The organism is Sneathiella sp. (assembly GCF_036844445.1).
GTDB lineage: Bacteria > Pseudomonadota > Alphaproteobacteria > Sneathiellales > Sneathiellaceae > Sneathiella.
Genome location: NZ_DAIUFV010000002.1, coordinates 242,139 through 261,110, shown reverse-complemented (window position 1 = coordinate 261,110; position 18,972 = coordinate 242,139). Strand labels below are relative to the sequence as shown.

Sequence of the window (18,972 nt, the reverse complement as noted above, 5' to 3'; positions counted from 1 at the left end):
CGGTTAGCGTATCAACGCCTGTTCCAGCACGGCGAGAATATCCGCATCCGCCACATCATGGGAGCTGAAGGCCGCGCCGATACCTTTCATCAGAATAAGGGTGATCTTGCCGCCGCTGATCTTCTTGTCCTGGCGCATGTGACCGAGAAGCGCTTCGGCTGTCCAGTTGACGCCCGCAATGGCCGGCACGGTGGTTGGGAGGCCGACAGCCTCAAAATGCGCGCGGATGCGCTGACTTTCCTGCGGCTTCATCAGGTTGAGTTTTACCGACAGATCCGCCGCCATGATCATGCCGATCGCAACGGCTTCCCCATGGTTGAGATGCGGCCCGTAGCGGCTTTCGGCTTCCAGCGCATGGCCGAAGGTATGCCCAAGGTTGAGCAGCGCCCGGACGCCGCCTTCCCGTTCATCCTCGGCGACAATGCGGGCCTTGGCCCTGACGCTTTGTTCGACGGCATGGATGCGCGCGGCCGTATCGCCTTCGATGACCTTCCGCCCGTTCACTTCCAGCCATTCGAAAAACGCGTAATCGCCAAGCAGGCCGTATTTCACGACTTCAGCGTATCCGGCGAGCAGCTCGCGCGGCGGCAGGGTGTCGAGGAGCGAAATATCGGCAAGAACCAGGCGCGGCTGGTAGAACGCACCGATCAGGTTTTTGCCCTGCGGCGCGTTGATGCCGGTCTTGCCGCCGACAGAGCTGTCGACCTGCGACAGAAGCGTCGTCGGGATCTGGATAAAATCAACGCCGCGGCGCAGGGTTGCGGCCGCGAAGCCCGTAAGATCCCCGATCACCCCGCCGCCAAGCGCAATCAGCGCTTCATCGCGCTGCAGGCGGGCGTCGAGCAGATCGTCCATCAGTTCGGCGTAGGTCGCGATGTTTTTGCTGCCTTCTCCGGGGGGAAAGACAAAGCTTCGGCTGTCGACGCCGGCGCGGTCGAGGGCATTCTTGAGCGTTTGCAGATGCAGCTCCGCCACCGTTTCATCGGTCACGATTGCAACGCGCGGATTGCGCAGCACCTTTCTGATATGGCCGTCGGCCCGATCAAGCAGGCCGCCGTCGATCACGATATCATAGGAGCGCGCGCCGAGAGAGACAGAAACGCGCGCGGACAGAGGGTCGGGGTCAGGGGAAGAGGGGGTCATCTTTTTCCGGTATTATCTGGGATGTGGCTGTTCGATTCGCACGCCGCAAGCGCTGCGATGATCTTGTCGACAACGATTTCATGCGGGCCATCGCCGCTGTCGATGGTGATGTCGGCCTCCGCATAGACAGGGTAACGTTCGTCCATCAGCCTTTGCAGGGTCTTCTTCGGATCGCCGGTCTTGAGCAGCGGCCTGTTGTTTCGCTTCATGCAGCGCTTGTAAATGACATCGAGATCCGCGCGAAGCCAGATCGAGCGGCCTTTCTCGGCGATCACCCGGCGCGTATCAGGGGCCATGAACGCCCCGCCGCCCGTCGCCAGCACGTGACGCGGCTCATCCAGCAGGCGGGCGATCACTTTGCGTTCGCCCTCGCGAAAGGCGGCCTCGCCGTGGGTCTCAAAGAACTCCGGGATGGACATGTTCGAGGCCGTCTCGATTTCCGTATCGGCATCGCGAAACGGCAGATCGAGCGCGGCGGCAAGACGCCGGCCGATCGAGCTTTTTCCGGCCCCCATCAATCCGACCAGCACGATGGTCCGGTTTTCCGTCTCAACAACCGTCGCGGCATCGCCACCGCCGGTTTCTGCTTTTCTATTCATTCCGCCACTTTTCAACGATCTGACAAATGATCCCGGGTCGGAGCCGGATCACAATAACTTTCCCGGAAGGTTATTGATGTAATTTGCCGAACCGTGGTAATCAATAAAATCTGATTTTTAACATAGTCACAACTGAACGCATTTAATAGCAACAGTTTTACCAACTATCACCAACTTTTGGTGACGCGTATCCGGATACAGTGATCTGCCATGTCGAAGTTTGCTCTTTTTCTGCTTTTTCTGGTTGCCGCGGTGGTCATCGGCGGTGGCGTATTTCTGTCCGCCTGGGACATTCCGGCGCCGTCGGCTCAGGTCGAGAAGGTTATTCCCAATGACCAGTTCCCGAAATAAGGCCGGACTGCTTCTGACGCTGCCGCTGTTCCTCGGTCTTGCGCTGCCGACGCCGTTCGCCGCGGCGCAGGGCAAGCCGCTCAGCCTCGTGCCGCCGCCGCTCGGTCAAACGACCGAAGAGCGCGCCGCAACCGGCAGCGCCGCCCCGAGCGTCCCGGCCGAGAGAGCGCCCGCGAAAAACGTGCTGGAAGGGCCGGGCGTCACGGGCGCGGTCGTGATCCAGTCGCTTCGCAATATCGGCCCGGCGACAGTCGGCACGCTCTCCGAGGCCGATGGCGGTTTCGACAGCCTGATGTGGCGCGGCACAGCGCCAACGCGCATTACGTCGTTGATCCGTCAGCTTCCGATCCCGGTCGCCTCCCCAGAAATGCAGCAGCTTTACCGCCGCCTGCTGCTGAGCGCGGCAATCATGCCCGACGGGTTGCAGGATCCGGCGGCCTTGCTGGCGCTCCGGCTAGACAGGCTGGTGGAAGCGGGTCTCGTCACCGACGCGGCGGAGCTGCTTGCGCGTCTCCCGGCCGCGGACATGACCCCGTCGCTCGAGCGGACCGCCATCGAGCTTGATCTCCTGCGCGGCGCCGATGAGACGGCGTGCCAGCGAATCAGCAGCCGGCAGGTCGAGACCGCGGACAATTTCTGGGCCAAGACCGATATCTTCTGCAGCCTTGCCGCGGGCAATATCGCGCGGGCCGACCTCAATCTCACGCTGCTTGGTGAGGCGGCGCAGGATGATCCGATGTTCGTCGCACTCTTTGACCGTCTCGCAGGTGGGAAGGCGAAACTCCCGGAAAATGACCAGCCGCTCACATTCCTGCACATTGCGATGATGCGAAAGGCAGATCTCGATGTGCCGCTTTCGGCCATCGAAAACGCCGGCTATGCCTTTCTCTGGGCGCTTGCCAATGATGAAGGCGCCCCGCTCGATGAGCGGTTTGTTGCGGCTTACCGCTCGCTCGGCGTCGGCAGTGTCGCGCCGGAGCTGCCGCGCGGCCTGATCCGGGACGGCGCCTTCAAAAGCGGCGGCGATGCGGCGGGTGAGCTTGGCAATATCGCCGCGCTTTACCGCGAGATGACGAGCACGACGCCGGAAGCGGAACGGCGGCGGATCGTCAGCGATATCTGGGCTGCGGGTGATCGCGACAGTAGTTACCTGACGGCGGCGGCCCTTGCGGTGCCGCCGATGCTGATGGTCTCCCCCTCGGACGAGGACGCAGCCTTCGCGCTCAACGCGCTGCGTGTCTCGCTCATCACCGGGGAAGTCCAGAACGCCGTCGCGTGGGAGCGGATGATCCGGCGCGGCGCCCTGAAAGGCGATTTTGCCGCGCGGGAGACATCCCGCAGGCTGATTGCCCGCTCCGCTGCCTATATGCTGATCTCGGGCGTTCCCGGAATTGCCCGGTGGAATGCGGAGACGTTTGATGTGACGGATTTCGGCCAGTCCGAAAGCGCGGTGCAAAATGATAACGCCGGGCTTTATCTCGCCATTCTCGAAGCCCTCGGAGAGACGGTGCCGGCATCGCTCTGGACGGACGCCCTGGCCATCGGCCAGCCGCCGCGGACGGGGAACGCCAATATGGTGATCGAGAAGAACCTTGTCGCCGCCGCGGAAGCAGGGCGCCTTGGGGAGACGGTGGCGCTGTCGCTTGCCGCCCTTGGCGAGGAGGGGCCGGGAATGGCCTCGACGCCAACGCTTTATACCGTGCTGAAGGCGCTCACGTCCGTCGGGCTGGAGGCATCGGCACGAAAGCTCGCGCTTGAGGCAGCGGTCGCCCGGAATCTCTGAGATGTCCGCGCCTTATCTTGAGGCTTTTCTGGAGATGCTCCTGACGGAACGCGGGGCGGCGGCGAATACGCTTGCCGCCTATCGCCGCGATCTTGCGGACTTTGCCGATTTTATCGCGCGCCGCGGCGTGAGCCTCAAGAACGCATCATCCGCGGATATCCAGGCATATCTCAAATTCATGGACGATCTCGGGCTCAAGGCGACGACGCAGGCGCGGCGTCTCAGCGCGCTGCGCCAGCTCTTTTCCTATTTGCTCACTGAGGATATTCGCCGCGACGATCCCTCGCTCAACATCGACAGCCCGCGCGCCGGACGGCGACTGCCGAAATACTTGAGCGAGGCGGAGGTCGATTGCCTGCTTGCCGCCGCAGAAGGCGAAAGCGCGGAGGAGAAGCGCCTCCATGCGCTGCTGCAGCTGCTATACGCGACCGGCCTTCGCGTCTCCGAACTTGTCACGCTGCCCTATCCGGCGCTCCGCGATGAGGACCGGTTTCTGCTGGTGCGCGGCAAGGGAGGCAAAGAGCGGCTGGTCCCGGTCAACCGGACCTCGAAGCAGGCGCTCGACGAGTATCTTGCCCTCCGCAGCAGCTTCTGTCCGGACGGCGCGCATTCGAAATGGCTGTTTCCGTCACGAAGCGAAGAGGGACATCTGACGCGGCAGCGGCTCGGGCAACTCCTGAAAGACCTCGCAATCCGAAGCGGGATCGATCCGGCGAAAGTCTCGCCGCATGTGCTGCGCCATGCCTTCGCGAGCCACCTGCTCGCCAACGGCGCGGATTTGCGCTCGCTTCAGAAAATGCTGGGCCATGCCGATATCTCGACGACGCAAATCTACACCCACGTGCTGCAAAAGCGGCTGATGGAGATCGTCGCAACCCATCATCCGCTCGCATAGTGAAAATTATCAGCGGAATGCTTGACTCTCTCATCCGCCTGCCGCAATTTCCCCTCAACCCGAACATACATATCAAGAAAGAGTGATCGCCATGAGCTTTACTGTTCCGGAACCTTGCGTTTCGCGCCTGAACCGTTGTGAACTCGCCGTGCCCGGCTCGAGCCCCCACATGTTTGAGAAGGCGGCCAAGACCGACGCCGACGTCATCTTCCTCGACCTTGAGGACGCGGTGGCGCCGAACGACAAGCCGAAGGCACGTGAGAACATCATCGCGGCGCTGCATGACGTTGACTGGGGCGATAAGGTCATTTCTGTCCGCATCAATGGTCTGGACACGCACTACATGTACCGCGACGTCGTCGATCTTGTTGAAAAGGGCGGCGAGCGTCTTGATCTGATCATGATCCCGAAGGTCGGGACCGCGGCCGACGTCTACGCGCTCGACATGCTGGTGACGCAGATCGAAACCTCCATCGGCCGCAAGAAGAAGATTGGCTTCGAGCTGATCATCGAAACCGCGCTCGGCATGCAGAACATCCATGAGATCGCCGCCGCAAGCAAGCGCAACGAGAGCCTGCATTTCGGCGTTGCCGACTTTGCCGCCTCGACCAAGGCGCGCACCACCTCCATCGGCGGCCCGAACCCGCTCTATGGCGTTCTGACCGATCCGGCCGAGGATGGCTCGCGTGATTTCCACTGGGGCGACATGTGGCATTATGCGATTGCCCGCATGGTTGTCGCCGCGCGCGCCAATGGCCTTCGCGCCATCGACGGTCCGTTCGGCGATTTCTCCGATCCCGACGGCTATATCGCGCATGGCAACCGCGCGGCCATCCTCGGCTGCGAAGGCAAATGGGCGATCCATCCGAAGCAGATCCCGCTCGCCAATGACATCTTTACGCCGCCGGAGAAGGAAGTCGCCAAGGCGCGCCGTATTCTCGAAGCCATGGAGAAGGCGCAGGCCGAAGGCGCCGGCGCAATTGCGCTCGACGGCGGGCTGATCGATATCGCATCCATCAAGCAGGCCGAAGCGCTGGTCAAACAGGCCGATATCATTGCGGCACGGGCTAAAAAATAACCCGTTCACACGGATGCCATAATATTAAGTAATGACGGAACGGTTCATTGACGGAACCGTTCCGTCAATTTATTAATCAGTCCGTCAGTTTTCTGTGGGGTCTGGACGATTTATGAATAATTTCCTTGATTTTGAGAAGCCGATCGCTGATCTCGAAGGCAAAATCCGCGAGCTCGAAGGGCTTGAGGACGCCAGCGATATCGAGATCAAGGAAGATATCGCGAAGCTGCGCCAGAAGGCGATGCAGCAGCTTGAGCAAACCTATGCGAAGCTGACGCCGTGGCAGAAAACGCAGGTCGCCCGCCATGTCGATCGTCCCAAACTCAGCGATATCACCGCCCGGCTGATCGAGGATTTCATGCCGCTTGCCGGTGATCGCGCTTTTGCCGATGACAAGGCGATTATCGGCGGCCTCGGCCGGTTCCGCGGCCGCAGCGTCGTCGTGATCGGGACGGAAAAAGGCAAGGATACGGAAACCCGCATCCGGCATAATTTCGGTATGGCCCGCCCGGAAGGATACCGCAAGGCGCAGCGGCTGATGCGGCTCGCCGATCATTTCGGAATTCCCATTCTGACCTTTATCGACACCTCCGGCGCCTATCCCGGTATCGGCGCGGAGGAACGCGGCCAGGCCGAGGCCATCGCCCGCTCGATTGAAGTCTGCCTTGATGTCCGCGTTCCGATGATCGCCTCCATTGTCGGCGAAGGCGGATCGGGCGGCGCCGTCGCGCTGGCAAGCGCCAACCGCGTTCTGATGTTCGCCCATGCGGTCTATTCGGTGATTTCGCCGGAGGGCTGCGCGGCCATTCTTTGGAAGACCCGCGACAAGGCGCAGGAGGCGGCGACCGCCATGCGCATCACGGCGCAGGATCTCTTGAAGCTCAACGTTATCGACCGCATTGTGGATGAGCCGGTCGGCGGTGCGCAGCGGGATGTGCCCGCGGCAATCAACGCGCTTGGCGATGCGATCGAAGAGGAACTTGTCAGCCTCTCGAAAAAGGAACCGGGCGAATTGCGGGAAGAGCGGCGGCGCAAATTCCTTGCCATCGGACGACTGGAAGAAGGCTGATCGCGGCCCTCAATCTCCCCTTTTCCACCCTTAAAAAGCGGCCCGTTTAGCTTTTTTTCACTATTACCGCCAAGTATGGATCGCGGTGATGAAATCAGGTTGTTGTTAAATCCGTCACCGGAATAGCTTCCCTGATCGAAAAAAATAATTAAACTGACGCTTGACGAAGGGGGAAGTTCACGTGCTCTATCACGGCATCATTATTCTTGCCTATGCGCTGACGGCTGCGGTTATTGCGATTCAGGCGCCGTCATATGTGCCGGGGCTCGATCCGGTCATTGGCTACTGGGCGGGCGGCACTTTTTTCCTGTTGTGCGCGCTGGTGCATGATTTCGTTATGCGGCATGTCGAACGGGCCCGCTTCCAGCGCGAATTGATGAAGATCCGAAGTGATCTCGACATGGCGGAAACGGGCCTTGACCGGTTTGACAGCATTCTCGGCAAACTTGCCGGGAAGGACGGCAATATCGATAGCTTTGCAGCCGAGATGCATATTCTCCGCCGTCTCCTGCGGCAGCTTTCCAATCAGGAACCGGCCACCAATGCTTCCTCCGCGGCGGCGCCTCCGGCGGAGGATGAGGAAGACGAAATTATTCTCTCGAGCGATGCCGAAATCGACCCTGAGCCTGCTCCGGCGGACGCGCCCTGCAGCGGCAGCTATGATGACGGCGACCGGCTCGAGAATGAGATCCTTGAAATTGTCCGTGCCGGTTTGCAGGAGAACAAGGTCGATCTCTATCTGCAGCCGATTGTCCGCCTGCCGCAGCGGCGGACGCAGTTCTACGAAGCCTTTTCCCGCATCCGCGGCCCGCGCGGCGAGGTGATTACGCCCGGGCAGTATCTGAAGGTGGCGGAAAGGGAGGGGCTGATCGGGACCATCGACAATCTTCTGCTAATCCGCTGTGTGCAGCTTATCCGGCGCGTGCGGCAGCGGAATGTTGATATCGGCTTCTTTGTCAACATCTCGGCGCATACCCTCAACGACACCGCTTTTTTCCAGCAGTTTATTGAATTTCTCGACGCGAACCGGGATCTCGGCAGAAGCCTGATCCTCGAATTTGCGCAAGATGACATCGACAATGCCTCAGAGGCTGTAGAGGCGGGGCTTGACGCGCTCGCGCGGATAGGCTTTACCTTCTCTGTCGATCATGTGAAGCGACTGGATTTCGATTTTGCCGCTCTTGGCAAACGGAATTTCCGCTTCCTCAAGGTGGCCGCCGCGGATTTGCTGCCCGGCCGATCGGACGACACCATGTATATGGAGCCAGAGGATTTGCGCGAAGCACTGCTGCGCGAGAATATCGAGCTGATTGCCAGCATGGTGGAGGATGAAGACACCGTCATCGGCCTTCTGGATGTGGAGGTCGGTTTCGGTCAGGGCTTTCTTTTCGGAGTTCCGCGGCCACCGCAATCCGTCAATTAGCAGGGTTTTCAGATGACTTTTAAAATCATTCCCGGTCTCGCCGGGATCGCGTCGGATTATGACGCCTTCATTCTGGATTTGTGGGGCGTGGTGCATAACGGCCGCGAGCCGTATCCGGGCGCGCTTGACTGCATGGCGAAGCTGCGCCAAGGCGGCCGGCCGATCATTCTCGTCTCCAACGCGCCCCGCACCAACAATTTTGTCATCAGCTTCCTTGAGGGGCTGGGCGTCGCCCGTAACTGCTACGACCATATCCTGACCTCGGGCGACCTGACGCGCGAAGCGCTGACGCATCGCACTCATCCGCTGCTGAAAGAGCGGGGGAACGCCTTTTACCAGATCGGCGCGACCCGCGATAAGGGGCTTGAGGATGGGCTCGACTATCGCCGCGTTGCCACATTGGCGGACGCCGATTTCATTATCTGCACGGGATTCGTTAACGATGAGATCGAGACGCCCGACGACTACCGCCCGCTGCTGGGTGAAGCGCTATCGCGGGATCTGCCGATGTTCTGCGCCAATCCGGATCTGACCGTCATGCGGGGCCATGAGATGATCTATTGCGCCGGATCGATTGCGGCACTCTATGCCGAGATGGGCGGACGTGTCGCGCTGTTTGGCAAGCCTTACCCGGAAGTCTACCGCCAGGCCATGGCCGCGCTTTCCATCACCGACCCCGCGCGCATCCTCGCTCTTGGCGACAGCATGCGGACGGATATCAAGGGCGCGACGACCGCCGGCATTGACAGCGTACTGATCAGCGGCGGCATCCATGCGGAGGATTGGGGCCTGTCGGCAGGCGCGCTGCCGAGCGATGCGCAGGTCGAGGCCGTGGTGCGCGAATATGCGTTCTCGCCCCGTTATGTCACCGGCCATATGGTCTGGTAGGACGGGGGACGCGCTGCTCAGTCAAAAAGCGCGTCGATTTCATCCTGCGCCTTGCTGTGCTCGCTGGAGGGCGCCGGGTTTGACGCAGCGTCAGCAGAGGCGGCTTTCGGCGCTCCGGCATCGAAAAGACTGTCGATTTCCTGCTGGTCCACCCCCTCGCCGTCGAGCGCGGGGCCGTTCAGGAGATCGGCATCACCGCCGGGCGTCGCCGCCGCGTCATTTGCCGCGATGCTGTCGATCTGATGCCCCCACGCTTTGGTAAGGCGCGCCAGATACTCCTCGATATAGTTGAGGGTCGAGACGACCTTGCTGATCCGCTGGCCGGTAATATCCTGGAACGAGCAGGCTTCAAATATCGCCATGCAGGCATCATTGACGACGTCGGGCTCGGTGACGCGTGCCGACATGATGGTCTCGGCCGCGCCCATGATCTGGTTGGTGGCCGCTTCCGTCGCCTCGACAATCGCGTCGAGCTCCTTGCCGGCGCGCGGAAGTTTCTCGCGCTTCAGATCATTCGGTCTGATCTGGGCGATTTCCGAGCGCGCCGCCATGATAAAGCTCGCAAGATCCTGGCAATCCTGATGCAGGGACGCGATCTGCCGCCGCAAACGAAGGATTTCCTCCGCGTCGGACATCAGAACTCTCCCAGAACCGAGGTAATCTTTGCTTTCAGCGTTGCCGCGTTGAAGGGCTTTACGATGTAGTTGTTTACGCCCGCTTTTTTCGCGGCGATCACGTTTTCCGTCTTGGATTCGGCCGTGATCATGATGAAGGGCGTGCTCTTCAGCGTCTCGTCGGCGCGCACTTCCTTGAGAAGCTGGTAGCCGGTCATCGGCTCCATATTCCAGTCGGAGATGACAAGTCCGTAGTTTTTGGTTCGCATCTTCGAAAGCGCGGCAGACCCGTCGGAGGCTTCATCAACCATGTTGAAACCGAGCTGCTTGAGAAGATTACGAATGATCCTCAACATTGTTTTATAGTCGTCGACGATCAGAATTGACATGTTCATATCAACAGCCATGGATTACCCTCTTGCCATATTTATTAAATGCCCGCTGAGGCGGAGCCAGTGATGAAAACGAATTTACAAAGTAGGGGGCGAAGTTGAAAAAATGGTTAATTCGGGCACGCTTCCGGACGCGGGGCGATGAAAGGCCGCGCCGCGGTGCCGGAATTGCAGTCGTCCCTTGCAGTCATGGCGGTTTTGCTTCTATATAAACCGGCGAATCCCCGATAGTGAGAACGGATAATCATGTCTGTATATGAAGAATTGCACGGCTATTTTCTCGACGACCTGAAGATCGGCATGACGGCGGTCTACGGCAAGACCATTACGGAAGCGGATATTCTCCTCTATGCGGGGGTCTCAGGTGATACCAATCCGTTGCATCTCAATGCAGAATTTGCCGAAAAGACGATGTTCAAGGAACGCATCGCCCATGGCATGCTGTCAGCGGGTCTGATCTCCACCGTTTTTGGTACGAAGCTTCCGGGGCCCGGCGCGGTCTATGTCAACCAGAGCCTCAATTTCAAGGCGCCGGTCTGCATCGGCGATACCGTCGTCGCCCGCGTGACGGTGAAGGAAATCAACGGCAGACGCGTGAAATTTGACTGTGCCTGCACGATTGGCGAGACGGTTGTCCTCGACGGCGAGGCGACGCTGATGGTTGTCCGTCGCCCGTGAGCGCGGCTGCAGGAACGGATTTTACCGGATGAAGATTTTACGTGATTATCAGAATGTGCCGACGGAGTGCCGCGGGCTGGTGCTGGCGATCGGCAATTTTGACGGCGTCCACCGGGGCCATCAGGCGGTGATCCGCGAAGCGCAGAGAATTGCCGCTGAGCGCGGGGTTCCGGCGGGCGTGATGACATTTGAGCCGCATTCGCGCGAGTTTTTTGCGCCCGGCGCGCCGCCCTTTCGTCTCTCGACGATGGAAACCAAGGCTGCGCATCTGAAATGGCTCGGTGTCGATGTGATGGTGACGCTGACCTTCGATCTCGCCTTCTCGCAGAAAACCGCAGAGGAATTCGTGCGCGATGTGCTGGTCACGGGATTTGAGGTCGCGCATGTCGTCGTCGGCTATGATTTTATCTTCGGCCACAAGCGACAGGGCACGACGGCGATCTTGAATGAACTCGGAAAGAAATACGGCTTCGGTGTGACCGAAATCGCCCCTGTCGGAGAGGAGACGGTCATTTTCTCCTCAACCGCGATCCGCGAGCGCCTGAAGGAGGGCGATCCCAAGCAGGCGGCAGCCCTGCTTGGCCACTGGTGGGAGGTCGAGGGACCGGTCGCCGGCGGCGATCAGCGCGGGCGCACCATCGGCTTTCCGACGGCAAACATACCGCTCGTCGGCTATCACCATCCGAAACGCGGCGTTTACGCGGTCCGGGTCGGCTTGCATCGTGGCTCGCATATCGACTGGATCGACGGTGTCGCCAATTTCGGGATGCGCCCGACGTTCGACAAGAAAGATGTGCTGCTGGAGGTGCATCTGCTGGACTGGACGGGCGATCTCTACGGGCAGAGCCTGCGTGTCGCGTTCGTCGACTTCATTCGCCCCGAGATGAAATTCAGCGGGATCGAGGAACTCACGCAACAGATCGCGAAAGATGCGGAAAGGGCGCGGGAGATTCTTTCCGATCCCGACAACGCACAAACGCGCTATGCGGACAAGAAAGGTCTGGGATAGGCAGTTTTTTGCGAATTTTCGCGGATGATTTCTCGACAGAGGTTTGGGGAGTTGGTAAAACACCAGCCATGAATAAATACTGGATTTGCAAAACCGGGTTCCCGGGGTGCTTCACCGTTGGCGGTCGAATTAGCGGCCCGGCCTTGTCTCGTTAAGGCCGGGTGTGAGAGGTCAGTACCTGATGTTCAGGGAAAAGCTCTGCAAGAATGGCGTTATCCCGCCGGTTATTCATCTCAAATAAAGTTACTGTTAGGATCAGTTCGCTGCGATGAGCACTGACTATAAATCGACGATTTTTCTGCCCCGTACCGATTATCCCATGAAAGCGGGTCTGCCAGCGAAAGAGCCGGGGCTGCTGGAACGCTGGGAGAAGATGGATTTGTTCCGCCTGCAGCGTGAGCAGTCGGTGGATCGTGAGAAATTCATTCTCCACGACGGCCCTCCTTACGCCAATGGCAACCTGCATATAGGCCATGCCATCAACAAGATCCTGAAGGACGTCATCAGCCGCTCGCAGCAGATGATGGGCAAGAACGCGCATTATGTCCCCGGCTGGGACTGTCACGGGCTGCCGATCGAATGGAAGATCGAGGAGAAGTACCGCGACGCCGGCAAGAACAAGGACGATGTGCCAATCGCCGAATTCCGCCGTGAATGCCGCGAGTTTGCCGCTCATTGGGTCGAGGTGCAGAAGGAAGAGTTCAAGCGCCTTGGCGTGATCGGCGACTGGGAGCGCCCCTATTCGACGATGAGCTTCGATGCGGAAGCGCAGATTGCCCGTGAGCTGATGAAGTTCCTGATGAACGGTGGGCTCTATCGCGGCTCGAAGCCGGTCATGTGGTCTCCGGTCGAGAAGACCGCGCTCGCGGAGGCGGAGCTTGAATATCACGATCACACCTCGACCACCATCCACGTCCGCTTCCCCGTGAAATCGGGTCCGGCCGAGTTTATGGGCGCTTCCATCGTCATCTGGACAACCACCCCCTGGACGATGCCGGGCAACCGCGCCATCGCCTATGGCCGGGATATCGACTATGTCGGTTTCAAGGTGAAAGCGGTGACGGAGAAATCTCTCGCCGTTGTCGGCGAGACACTGTTCGTTGCAGTGGAGCTTCTGGATGAGGTGAAAAAGGAAGCCGGCATCATCGATGCCGAAATTGTCTGGCGCGGCAAGGGCGATGATGTAAAAGGCGTTGTCTGCCTGCATCCGTTCCATGGCAAGGGCTATGATTTCGACGTGCCGCTCATTGACGGCGCGCATGTCACGGTCGATGCGGGAACCGGCTTCGTCCACACGGCCCCCGGTCACGGTCAGGAGGACTACGAGGCGAGCCTTGCTCATAAACTTGAAATCCCCCAGACGGTCGATGAGGACGGCACCTTCTATGCGCATGTGCCGATGTTCGCCGGGCAGCATGTCTATAAATGCAATGAAGGCGTCGCCGATGAGCTGGAAAAGGTCGGCGCGCTCCTTAAACGCGGCAAGCTGGTGCATTCCTATCCGCATTCCTGGCGCTCGAAAGCGCCGCTGATCTTCCGCAATACCAGCCAGTGGTTCATCTCGATGGAAGTGAACGATTTGCGCAAGAAGGCGCTTAAAGCCATCGACGAGACCAAATGGTATCCGGCATCGGGTCGCAACCGCATCCATGCGATGATCTCGAACCGCCCCGACTGGGTGCTGTCGCGCCAGCGGGCGTGGGGCGTGCCGATCACCGTTTTCACCCATAAGGAGACGGGCGAGCTCCTCCGCGATGAGGAAGTGAATACGCGCATTGCCGATATTTTTGAGGTTGAAGGCTCTGACGCCTGGTTTCAGTCACCGGCCTCTCGTTTCCTTGGCGACAAATACAATCCCGATGATTACGACATGGCGATGGACATTCTCGACGTCTGGTTCGATTCCGGCAGCACGCACGCCTTCACGCTGGAAAAACGCCCCGAACTGAAATGGCCGGCATCGCTCTATCTTGAGGGCACTGATCAGCATCGCGGCTGGTTCCACTCCTCGCTTCTCGAATCCTGCGGCACGCGCGGCCGCGCGCCCTATGAAGCGGTGCTGACGCACGGCTTCGTCATGGACGGGCAGGGCCGCAAGATGTCGAAATCCCTCGGCAACGTCGTTGCGCCGCAGCAGGTCATCAAGGATCATGGCGCCGATATCCTCCGTCTCTGGGTCGTCTCGTCGGACTATTCCGACGACATGCGCATTGGTGATGAGATCGTGAAGGGGCAGGTGGACAGCTACCGCCGCCTTCGCAACACGCTGCGTTTCATCCTCGGCAATCTTGACGGCTGGGAGGAGGCGGAGCGGATCGCGGTTGACGAGATGCCGGAGCTGGAGCGCTGGGTGTTGCATCGCCTTGCCGAACTCGACGTCCTGATCCGCGAGAACTGCAATCGCTTCGAATTCAGCCGCGTCTTCACGGCGCTGCATAACTTCTGCACGCTGGAGCTTTCGGCCTTCTATTTCGATATCCGAAAAGACGTGCTTTATTGCGACGGGGCGATGGACACGCGCCGGCGCTCGGCCCGCACCGTGCTCGATCATCTGTTCCACTGCCTGACGGCGTGGCTCGCTCCGATGCTCGCCTTCACCGCGGAGGAGACCTGGCTGACCCGCTTCCCGGGCGAGGAGAGCAGCGTGCATCTGCGTCTTTTCCCGGAAATCCCCGCGAACTGGCGCAACCCGGATTTGCACGCGCGCTGGTCGAAGATCCGCAGCTTCCGCCGCGTCGTCACCGGCGCGCTCGAAATCGAACGGCGCGAAAAGCGCATCGGCTCCAGCCTGCAGGCCGCGCCGGTCGTCTATATCACCGACGATTACAAACCGGTTCTGGACGGGCTCGATCTTGCCGATATCTGCATCACATCGGGCGTCCGCCTCTCGACGGAGACCGCACCCGATGATGCCTTCCGGCTTGAGGATGTCAAAGGCGTCGCGGTGGTGCCCGCCCTTGCCGAGGGCGAGAAATGCCAGCGCTGCTGGAAGGTTCTGGACGAGGTGGGGAGCCACGAGACCTATAACGATCTTTGTCACCGCTGCGCCGATGTGGTGGGCGACATGACGGTTGAGGCCGGGGCCTGATATGCTGCTTCGCCTCGGCCTCGCCATCGCGGCCCTCATCCTCGCGGTCGATCAGTTGAGCAAGCTTTACCTTATCGACCTGATGGAGCGCTATCCCGGCGGGATCGAGGTGACGTCCTTCTTCAATATCGTGATGGTCTGGAACCGGGGCGTCAGTTTCGGAATGTTCGCGGGCGACGGTATGCGCTGGATACTGGTCGGCGTTACGGCATTGATTTCCATCTTTATTTTTCTCTGGCTTAGAAAAGCCACAAACCGGCTGTTGGCTATCAGTCTCGGTCTTGTGCTCGGCGGCGCGATCGGCAATATCATCGATCGCATCCGGCTTGGCGCGGTTGCCGATTTCTTTGATTTTGACCTGATTTTCATGCGCTGGCCGGCCTTTAATGTCGCCGATATGGCGATCGTTGTCGGGGTTGCGCTGTTGTTGCTGGAAAACTTGTTTCATGGACGAAAGTCCGATAAAATATCGTCATGAGGGAAGGCTTGAGGAAAATGCGTTACGGTCGCCTGCTTACCGGCTTCATACTGCTATCAGCTTTCGCACTGACAGGATGCGAAGGAACGAAGCAGGCGCTTGGCATCGGCAACAAGAGCGGGCCCGACGAATTCACCGTTATCACCAAGGCCCCGCTGATCATCCCGCCCGATTTCTCGCTCCGCCCGCCGGCGCCCGGCCAGAAGGGGCTGCAGGATATCATGGCGGAAAACAGCGCGAAGACGGCGCTTCTCGGGCGGGGACGCGATACCCGTCCTGTCACCCATTCCGAGGCGGTCGCCGCGGGTCTCTCGACGGGCGAGCTGGCGCTGCTGCGGCAGGCCGGGGCGGAGAATATTGATCCCAACATCCGCGAGATCGTCGATACGGAAACCGCCACCCTCGCTGCGAATGACGAGACGTTCCTTGAGAAAATCATGTTCTGGCAGGATCAGCCGCCCTATGGCACGGTCGTCAATCCGATAGAGGAAAAGAAGCGGCTGCAGGAAAATGCGGCGCTTGGGGAGAATGCGGCGGCCGGCGGCGACACCCCCGTCATCAAGCGGAAGAAACGTGCTCTTCTGGAAGGGCTGTTTAACTGACATTGCGGCAGGTTGCGATGGGCCATGTCCGGCAGGTCGTAACTTTGTCTTCCGGCGGTCTTGTCATGCGCCGCGATCCGCCCTTGATTAACTGCATTCGTTGAGTAGGACCGGAGGTTGCCGATGGGCCCGTTGCGATCATCATTTTTCCTGGCGCTGGTCGTTTGCCTTGCCGTCGTCGGGCGCGCCGCCGCGCTGCCGGCCGCCGAAGATATCCCGACACTGTTTGATCCGAAAACCGCGACGCTCGATAACGGCCTGCAGGTCGTCGTGCTCGAAGATCATCGCGCGCCGATCGTCACGCATATGGTCTGGTACCGCGTCGGATCGGCGGATGAAGCGCCGCTCAAATCCGGCATCGCGCATTTTCTCGAACATTTGATGTTCAAGGGCACGACAACACTGGCGCCCGGAGAATTCTCGGCCATCGTCGCCAGGAACGGCGGGCAGGAGAATGCCTTCACCTCCTATGATTACACCGCCTACTATCAGAATGTCAGCGTGGACAAGCTGCCGCTTTTCATGAAGATGGAAGCGGACCGGATGCAAAATCTGCAGCTCACCGACGAGATTGTCGCGCCCGAGCTAAAGGTCGTACTCGAAGAGCGCTCGCAGCGAACCGACAACCGGCCCGGCGGGCTGTTCTCCGAACAGTTTCGCGCGGCGCAATATCTCGCGCACCCTTATGGCACGCCCGTGATCGGCTGGCGGCATGAACTTGAGACGCTCACCACTCAGGACGCCATCAACTGGTACAACAGATATTATGCGCCGAACAACGCCATCCTTATCGTCGCCGGCGATGTGAAGGCGGCGGACGTTTTTGCCCTCGCCGAGGAATATTACGGTCCCATTCCGGCCAAGGAAATCCCGGTGCGACAGCGTGTGGCGGAGCCACCGCAGCTTGCCAAACGCACCGTTGAAATGTCCGACAGGCGGGTGCGCGAGCCAAGCTGGCAGCAGAGCTATCTTGGCCCGATCAGCCGGGAGGCCCCGCCGAAGCAGCTTCGCGCCCTCGAGGTGCTCGGGCGCATCCTTGGAGGCGGCGTGACCAGCCGGCTCTATGACCAGCTTGTGGTGGATCGGATGATTGCGACCAACGCCGGCGCGTATTTTGATTCCGGCGCCTATGACTACACGGGCTTCACCCTCTACGCGAGCCCGACAGCAGATCACAGTCTTGACGATATCGAGGCTGCCGTGCAGGCGATCATTCGCGACGTGATTGAAAATGGCGTGACGGAGGCGGAGCTTCGCCGTGCGCAAAGGCAAATGCTCGCCGATGCCATCTATGCGCGCGACAATATGCAGGGCGCGGCCAATATATTTGGCGCGGCGCTGGCGGCGGGACAGAGTATCGAGGATATTGTCACCTGGCCGCGGCAGATCTCCGAGGTCACCGCCGCCGAGGTGCAAGAGGCCTCAAAAATGATATTTGACGAGCGGCGCTCTGTCGTTGGCCGGCTGACGCCGGAGCCCGCGGCGACGCCGGCCGCACCGAACGAGTAAGGAAGCAGATCATGCAGAATGTCACCCGTTCCGTTCTCGCCCTTTGCGTCTCGCTGCTCGTCCTGCTTGCCGCGCTGCCGGTGCGCGCACTCGAAATCAAGGAGGTGACGAGCCCCGGCGGCATCACCGCCTGGCTGGTAGAGGAGCCATCAATCCCCATCGTGAGTATGAATGTCGTCTGGCGCGGCGGCGCGAGCCTCGACCCCGCGGGCAAGGAAGGCCTCGCCTATCTTGCCTCCGCCACCATGGATGAAGGCGCGGGCGATCTTGAAGGCAAGGCATTTCAGGCCCGGCTCTCCGATTCAGCGATCCAGCTCGGCTTCGATGCGAATCGCGACAGCTTCTCGGGCGATCTCAAAACGCTGAGTGAGAATACCGAGGAGGCGTTTCGCCTGTTTTCCCTCGCCATCACCGCGCCGCGGTTTGATCCAGAGCCGGTCGAGCGCATCCGCGGTCAGATCCTCGCGTCCCTCAACCGGAAACTATCCGATCCCGGCAGCCTTGCGAGCCGCGCCTGGTTCCGCCTCGCCTTCGGCGATCATCCCTACAGCCGCCCGGTGGAGGGAACGATCGAGACGATGTCCGGGATTTCCCGCGATGATCTGCAGGGCTTTGCCGGGACGCGTCTTGGCCGCGACAACATGCTGATCGGCGTCGTTGGCGACATTACGGCGGAGCAGCTTGCGCCGCTGCTTGACAGGACGTTCGGCAAGCTGCCGTTGCAGGCTGACGCGCGCGCGGTGCCGCCGACCTCGCCGCGCGATGAAGCCGCGCTTGAAGTGATCGACTGGGATATTCCGCAAAGCGTCGTTGTGTTCGGCGGCGAGGGCGTGACGCGCGATGATCCCGATTACTATGCGGCCTATGTCTTCAATTATATCCTCGGCGGCGGAACATTTTCCTCCCGCCTGACAGAGGAGATCCGCGAAAAGCGCGGCCTCGTCTACAGCGTCTACAGCTATCTCTATCCGCTCCAGTCTGCAGGGCTCATGATGGGCGGGCTCGCCACTGGCAATGCCTCTGTCGCCGAGGCGCTTGGTCTGGTCACCGAGGTGATCGAGGAGCTGCGCCGCGACGGCGTGACCGAGGAAGAGCTTGAAGCGGCCAAGACCTATATCAACGGCTCCTTCCCGCTCGGCCTCGCGACAAACGACCGTATTGCAGGGATCCTGGTCTCCATGCAGTACAGCAACCTGCCGATCAGCTATCTCGACGAGCGGGCGGCGCTTATCAACGCCGTGACAGGGGAGGATATCAGGCGCGTCGCGGCGCGACTGCTCGATCCCGAGAAGCTCATCGTCGTCGTTGCGGGAAGACCGGAGAATCTCGAGCCTGCGTCGACGGCCCCGGAAAAGAATTGACGGCGCGACTAG

At 60.2% G+C, this 18,972-nt stretch carries 18 protein-coding genes; 14 read left to right on the top strand and 4 right to left on the bottom strand.

Annotated elements, in window-relative coordinates; all coding sequences use genetic code 11:
* Positions 1–3: 3 nt before the first annotated feature.
* Positions 4–1,143, bottom strand: coding sequence for a 3-dehydroquinate synthase (gene aroB, locus V7Z56_RS04585; protein ID WP_334128181.1), 1,140 nt, complete (start codon positions 1,141–1,143; stop codon positions 4–6).
* Complete coding sequence (locus V7Z56_RS04580; RefSeq protein WP_334128180.1) at positions 1,140–1,742, bottom strand: shikimate kinase; 603 nt, start codon at positions 1,740–1,742, stop codon at positions 1,140–1,142. The genes aroB and V7Z56_RS04580 overlap by 4 nt, the downstream gene beginning before the upstream one ends.
* 210 nt (positions 1,743–1,952) lie before the next feature.
* Between V7Z56_RS04580 and V7Z56_RS04575 the strand changes: the two genes are divergently transcribed.
* The 7 genes from V7Z56_RS04575 (at position 1,953) to V7Z56_RS04545 (ending at position 9,229) form a co-directional block, all read left to right on the top strand.
* Complete coding sequence (locus tag V7Z56_RS04575) at positions 1,953–2,093, top strand: hypothetical protein (protein WP_334128179.1); 141 nt, start codon at positions 1,953–1,955, stop codon at positions 2,091–2,093.
* Entirely contained in the window at positions 2,074–3,876 is a 1,803-nt protein-coding gene (locus tag V7Z56_RS04570; protein WP_334128178.1) for a hypothetical protein, read from the top strand. Before V7Z56_RS04575 ends, V7Z56_RS04570 begins: the two co-directional genes overlap by 20 nt.
* A gap of 1 nt (position 3,877) precedes the next feature.
* The gene (gene xerD, locus V7Z56_RS04565; RefSeq protein WP_334128177.1) at positions 3,878–4,771 is read left to right on the top strand and encodes a site-specific tyrosine recombinase XerD; all 894 of its coding nucleotides are present in this window, start codon (positions 3,878–3,880) and stop codon (positions 4,769–4,771) included.
* A gap of 91 nt (positions 4,772–4,862) precedes the next feature.
* Positions 4,863–5,849, top strand: a complete 987-nt coding sequence (locus V7Z56_RS04560; RefSeq protein ID WP_334128176.1) for an HpcH/HpaI aldolase/citrate lyase family protein — start codon at positions 4,863–4,865, stop codon at positions 5,847–5,849.
* Between the two features lie 112 nt (positions 5,850–5,961).
* Complete coding sequence (locus V7Z56_RS04555) at positions 5,962–6,918, top strand: acetyl-CoA carboxylase carboxyltransferase subunit alpha (RefSeq protein ID WP_334128175.1); 957 nt, start codon at positions 5,962–5,964, stop codon at positions 6,916–6,918.
* 160 nt (positions 6,919–7,078) lie between these two features.
* Positions 7,079–8,341 (top strand): EAL domain-containing protein, encoded by a 1,263-nt coding sequence (locus V7Z56_RS04550; protein ID WP_334128174.1) that lies wholly within the window; start codon positions 7,079–7,081, stop codon positions 8,339–8,341.
* A gap of 12 nt (positions 8,342–8,353) precedes the next feature.
* Positions 8,354–9,229, top strand: a complete 876-nt coding sequence (locus V7Z56_RS04545) for a TIGR01459 family HAD-type hydrolase (protein ID WP_334128173.1) — start codon at positions 8,354–8,356, stop codon at positions 9,227–9,229.
* Between the two features lie 17 nt (positions 9,230–9,246).
* On the opposite strand, the gene V7Z56_RS04540 is transcribed toward V7Z56_RS04545, so the two are convergent.
* Both V7Z56_RS04540 and V7Z56_RS04535 read right to left on the bottom strand, forming a co-directional pair.
* Positions 9,247–9,864 (bottom strand): protein phosphatase CheZ, encoded by a 618-nt coding sequence (locus V7Z56_RS04540; protein WP_334128172.1) that lies wholly within the window; start codon positions 9,862–9,864, stop codon positions 9,247–9,249.
* Positions 9,864–10,250, bottom strand: a complete 387-nt coding sequence (locus V7Z56_RS04535) for a response regulator (RefSeq protein WP_334128171.1) — start codon at positions 10,248–10,250, stop codon at positions 9,864–9,866. The genes V7Z56_RS04540 and V7Z56_RS04535 overlap by 1 nt, the downstream gene beginning before the upstream one ends.
* A 231-nt stretch (positions 10,251–10,481) precedes the next feature.
* On the opposite strand from V7Z56_RS04535, the gene V7Z56_RS04530 reads away from it, so the two are divergent.
* The 7 genes from V7Z56_RS04530 to V7Z56_RS04500 all read left to right on the top strand — a co-directional run bounded on the left by V7Z56_RS04530 (position 10,482) and on the right by V7Z56_RS04500 (position 18,960).
* Positions 10,482–10,913, top strand: coding sequence for a MaoC family dehydratase (locus V7Z56_RS04530; RefSeq protein ID WP_334128170.1), 432 nt, complete (start codon positions 10,482–10,484; stop codon positions 10,911–10,913).
* Positions 10,914–10,941: 28 nt separating this feature from the next.
* The gene (locus V7Z56_RS04525) at positions 10,942–11,922 is read left to right on the top strand and encodes a bifunctional riboflavin kinase/FAD synthetase (protein ID WP_334128169.1); all 981 of its coding nucleotides are present in this window, start codon (positions 10,942–10,944) and stop codon (positions 11,920–11,922) included.
* A 268-nt stretch (positions 11,923–12,190) separates the two neighbouring features.
* Complete coding sequence (gene ileS, locus V7Z56_RS04520) at positions 12,191–15,010, top strand: isoleucine--tRNA ligase (protein ID WP_334128168.1); 2,820 nt, start codon at positions 12,191–12,193, stop codon at positions 15,008–15,010.
* Between the two features lies 1 nt (position 15,011).
* On the top strand, positions 15,012–15,488 hold the full coding sequence (lspA, locus tag V7Z56_RS04515) for a signal peptidase II (protein WP_334128167.1): 477 nt from the start codon (positions 15,012–15,014) through the stop codon (positions 15,486–15,488).
* A gap of 17 nt (positions 15,489–15,505) precedes the next feature.
* Positions 15,506–16,090, top strand: coding sequence for a DUF3035 domain-containing protein (locus tag V7Z56_RS04510; protein ID WP_334128166.1), 585 nt, complete (start codon positions 15,506–15,508; stop codon positions 16,088–16,090).
* 123 nt (positions 16,091–16,213) lie between these two features.
* Positions 16,214–17,599 carry a M16 family metallopeptidase gene (locus V7Z56_RS04505; RefSeq protein WP_334128165.1) on the top strand — a complete coding sequence of 462 codons (1,386 nt, stop codon included), beginning with the start codon at positions 16,214–16,216 and terminating at the stop codon, positions 17,597–17,599.
* Between the two features lie 11 nt (positions 17,600–17,610).
* Positions 17,611–18,960: a M16 family metallopeptidase gene (locus V7Z56_RS04500; protein WP_334128164.1), complete on the top strand. Its 1,350-nt coding sequence runs from the start codon at positions 17,611–17,613 to the stop codon at positions 18,958–18,960.
* The last annotated feature ends 12 nt before the right edge of the window (positions 18,961–18,972 follow it).

Excerpts from the sequence above, each read along its gene's own strand:
- aroB (WP_334128181.1), bottom strand. The coding sequence starts at position 1,143 with ATGACCCCCTCTTCCCCTGACCCCGACCCTCTGTCCGCGCGCGTTTCT.
- V7Z56_RS04580 (WP_334128180.1), bottom strand. The coding sequence starts at position 1,742 with ATGAATAGAAAAGCAGAAACCGGCGGTGGCGATGCCGCGACGGTTGTT.
- V7Z56_RS04575 (WP_334128179.1), top strand. The coding sequence starts at position 1,953 with ATGTCGAAGTTTGCTCTTTTTCTGCTTTTTCTGGTTGCCGCGGTGGTC.
- V7Z56_RS04570 (WP_334128178.1), top strand. The coding sequence starts at position 2,074 with ATGACCAGTTCCCGAAATAAGGCCGGACTGCTTCTGACGCTGCCGCTG.
- xerD (WP_334128177.1), top strand. The coding sequence starts at position 3,878 with ATGTCCGCGCCTTATCTTGAGGCTTTTCTGGAGATGCTCCTGACGGAA.
- V7Z56_RS04560 (WP_334128176.1), top strand. The coding sequence starts at position 4,863 with ATGAGCTTTACTGTTCCGGAACCTTGCGTTTCGCGCCTGAACCGTTGT.
- V7Z56_RS04555 (WP_334128175.1), top strand. The coding sequence starts at position 5,962 with ATGAATAATTTCCTTGATTTTGAGAAGCCGATCGCTGATCTCGAAGGC.
- V7Z56_RS04545 (WP_334128173.1), top strand. The coding sequence starts at position 8,354 with ATGACTTTTAAAATCATTCCCGGTCTCGCCGGGATCGCGTCGGATTAT.
- V7Z56_RS04540 (WP_334128172.1), bottom strand. The coding sequence starts at position 9,864 with ATGTCCGACGCGGAGGAAATCCTTCGTTTGCGGCGGCAGATCGCGTCC.
- V7Z56_RS04535 (WP_334128171.1), bottom strand. The coding sequence starts at position 10,250 with ATGGCTGTTGATATGAACATGTCAATTCTGATCGTCGACGACTATAAA.
- V7Z56_RS04530 (WP_334128170.1), top strand. The coding sequence starts at position 10,482 with ATGTCTGTATATGAAGAATTGCACGGCTATTTTCTCGACGACCTGAAG.
- V7Z56_RS04525 (WP_334128169.1), top strand. The coding sequence starts at position 10,942 with ATGAAGATTTTACGTGATTATCAGAATGTGCCGACGGAGTGCCGCGGG.
- ileS (WP_334128168.1), top strand. The coding sequence starts at position 12,191 with ATGAGCACTGACTATAAATCGACGATTTTTCTGCCCCGTACCGATTAT.
- lspA (WP_334128167.1), top strand. The coding sequence starts at position 15,012 with ATGCTGCTTCGCCTCGGCCTCGCCATCGCGGCCCTCATCCTCGCGGTC.
- V7Z56_RS04510 (WP_334128166.1), top strand. The coding sequence starts at position 15,506 with ATGCGTTACGGTCGCCTGCTTACCGGCTTCATACTGCTATCAGCTTTC.
- V7Z56_RS04505 (WP_334128165.1), top strand. The coding sequence starts at position 16,214 with ATGGGCCCGTTGCGATCATCATTTTTCCTGGCGCTGGTCGTTTGCCTT.
- V7Z56_RS04500 (WP_334128164.1), top strand. The coding sequence starts at position 17,611 with ATGCAGAATGTCACCCGTTCCGTTCTCGCCCTTTGCGTCTCGCTGCTC.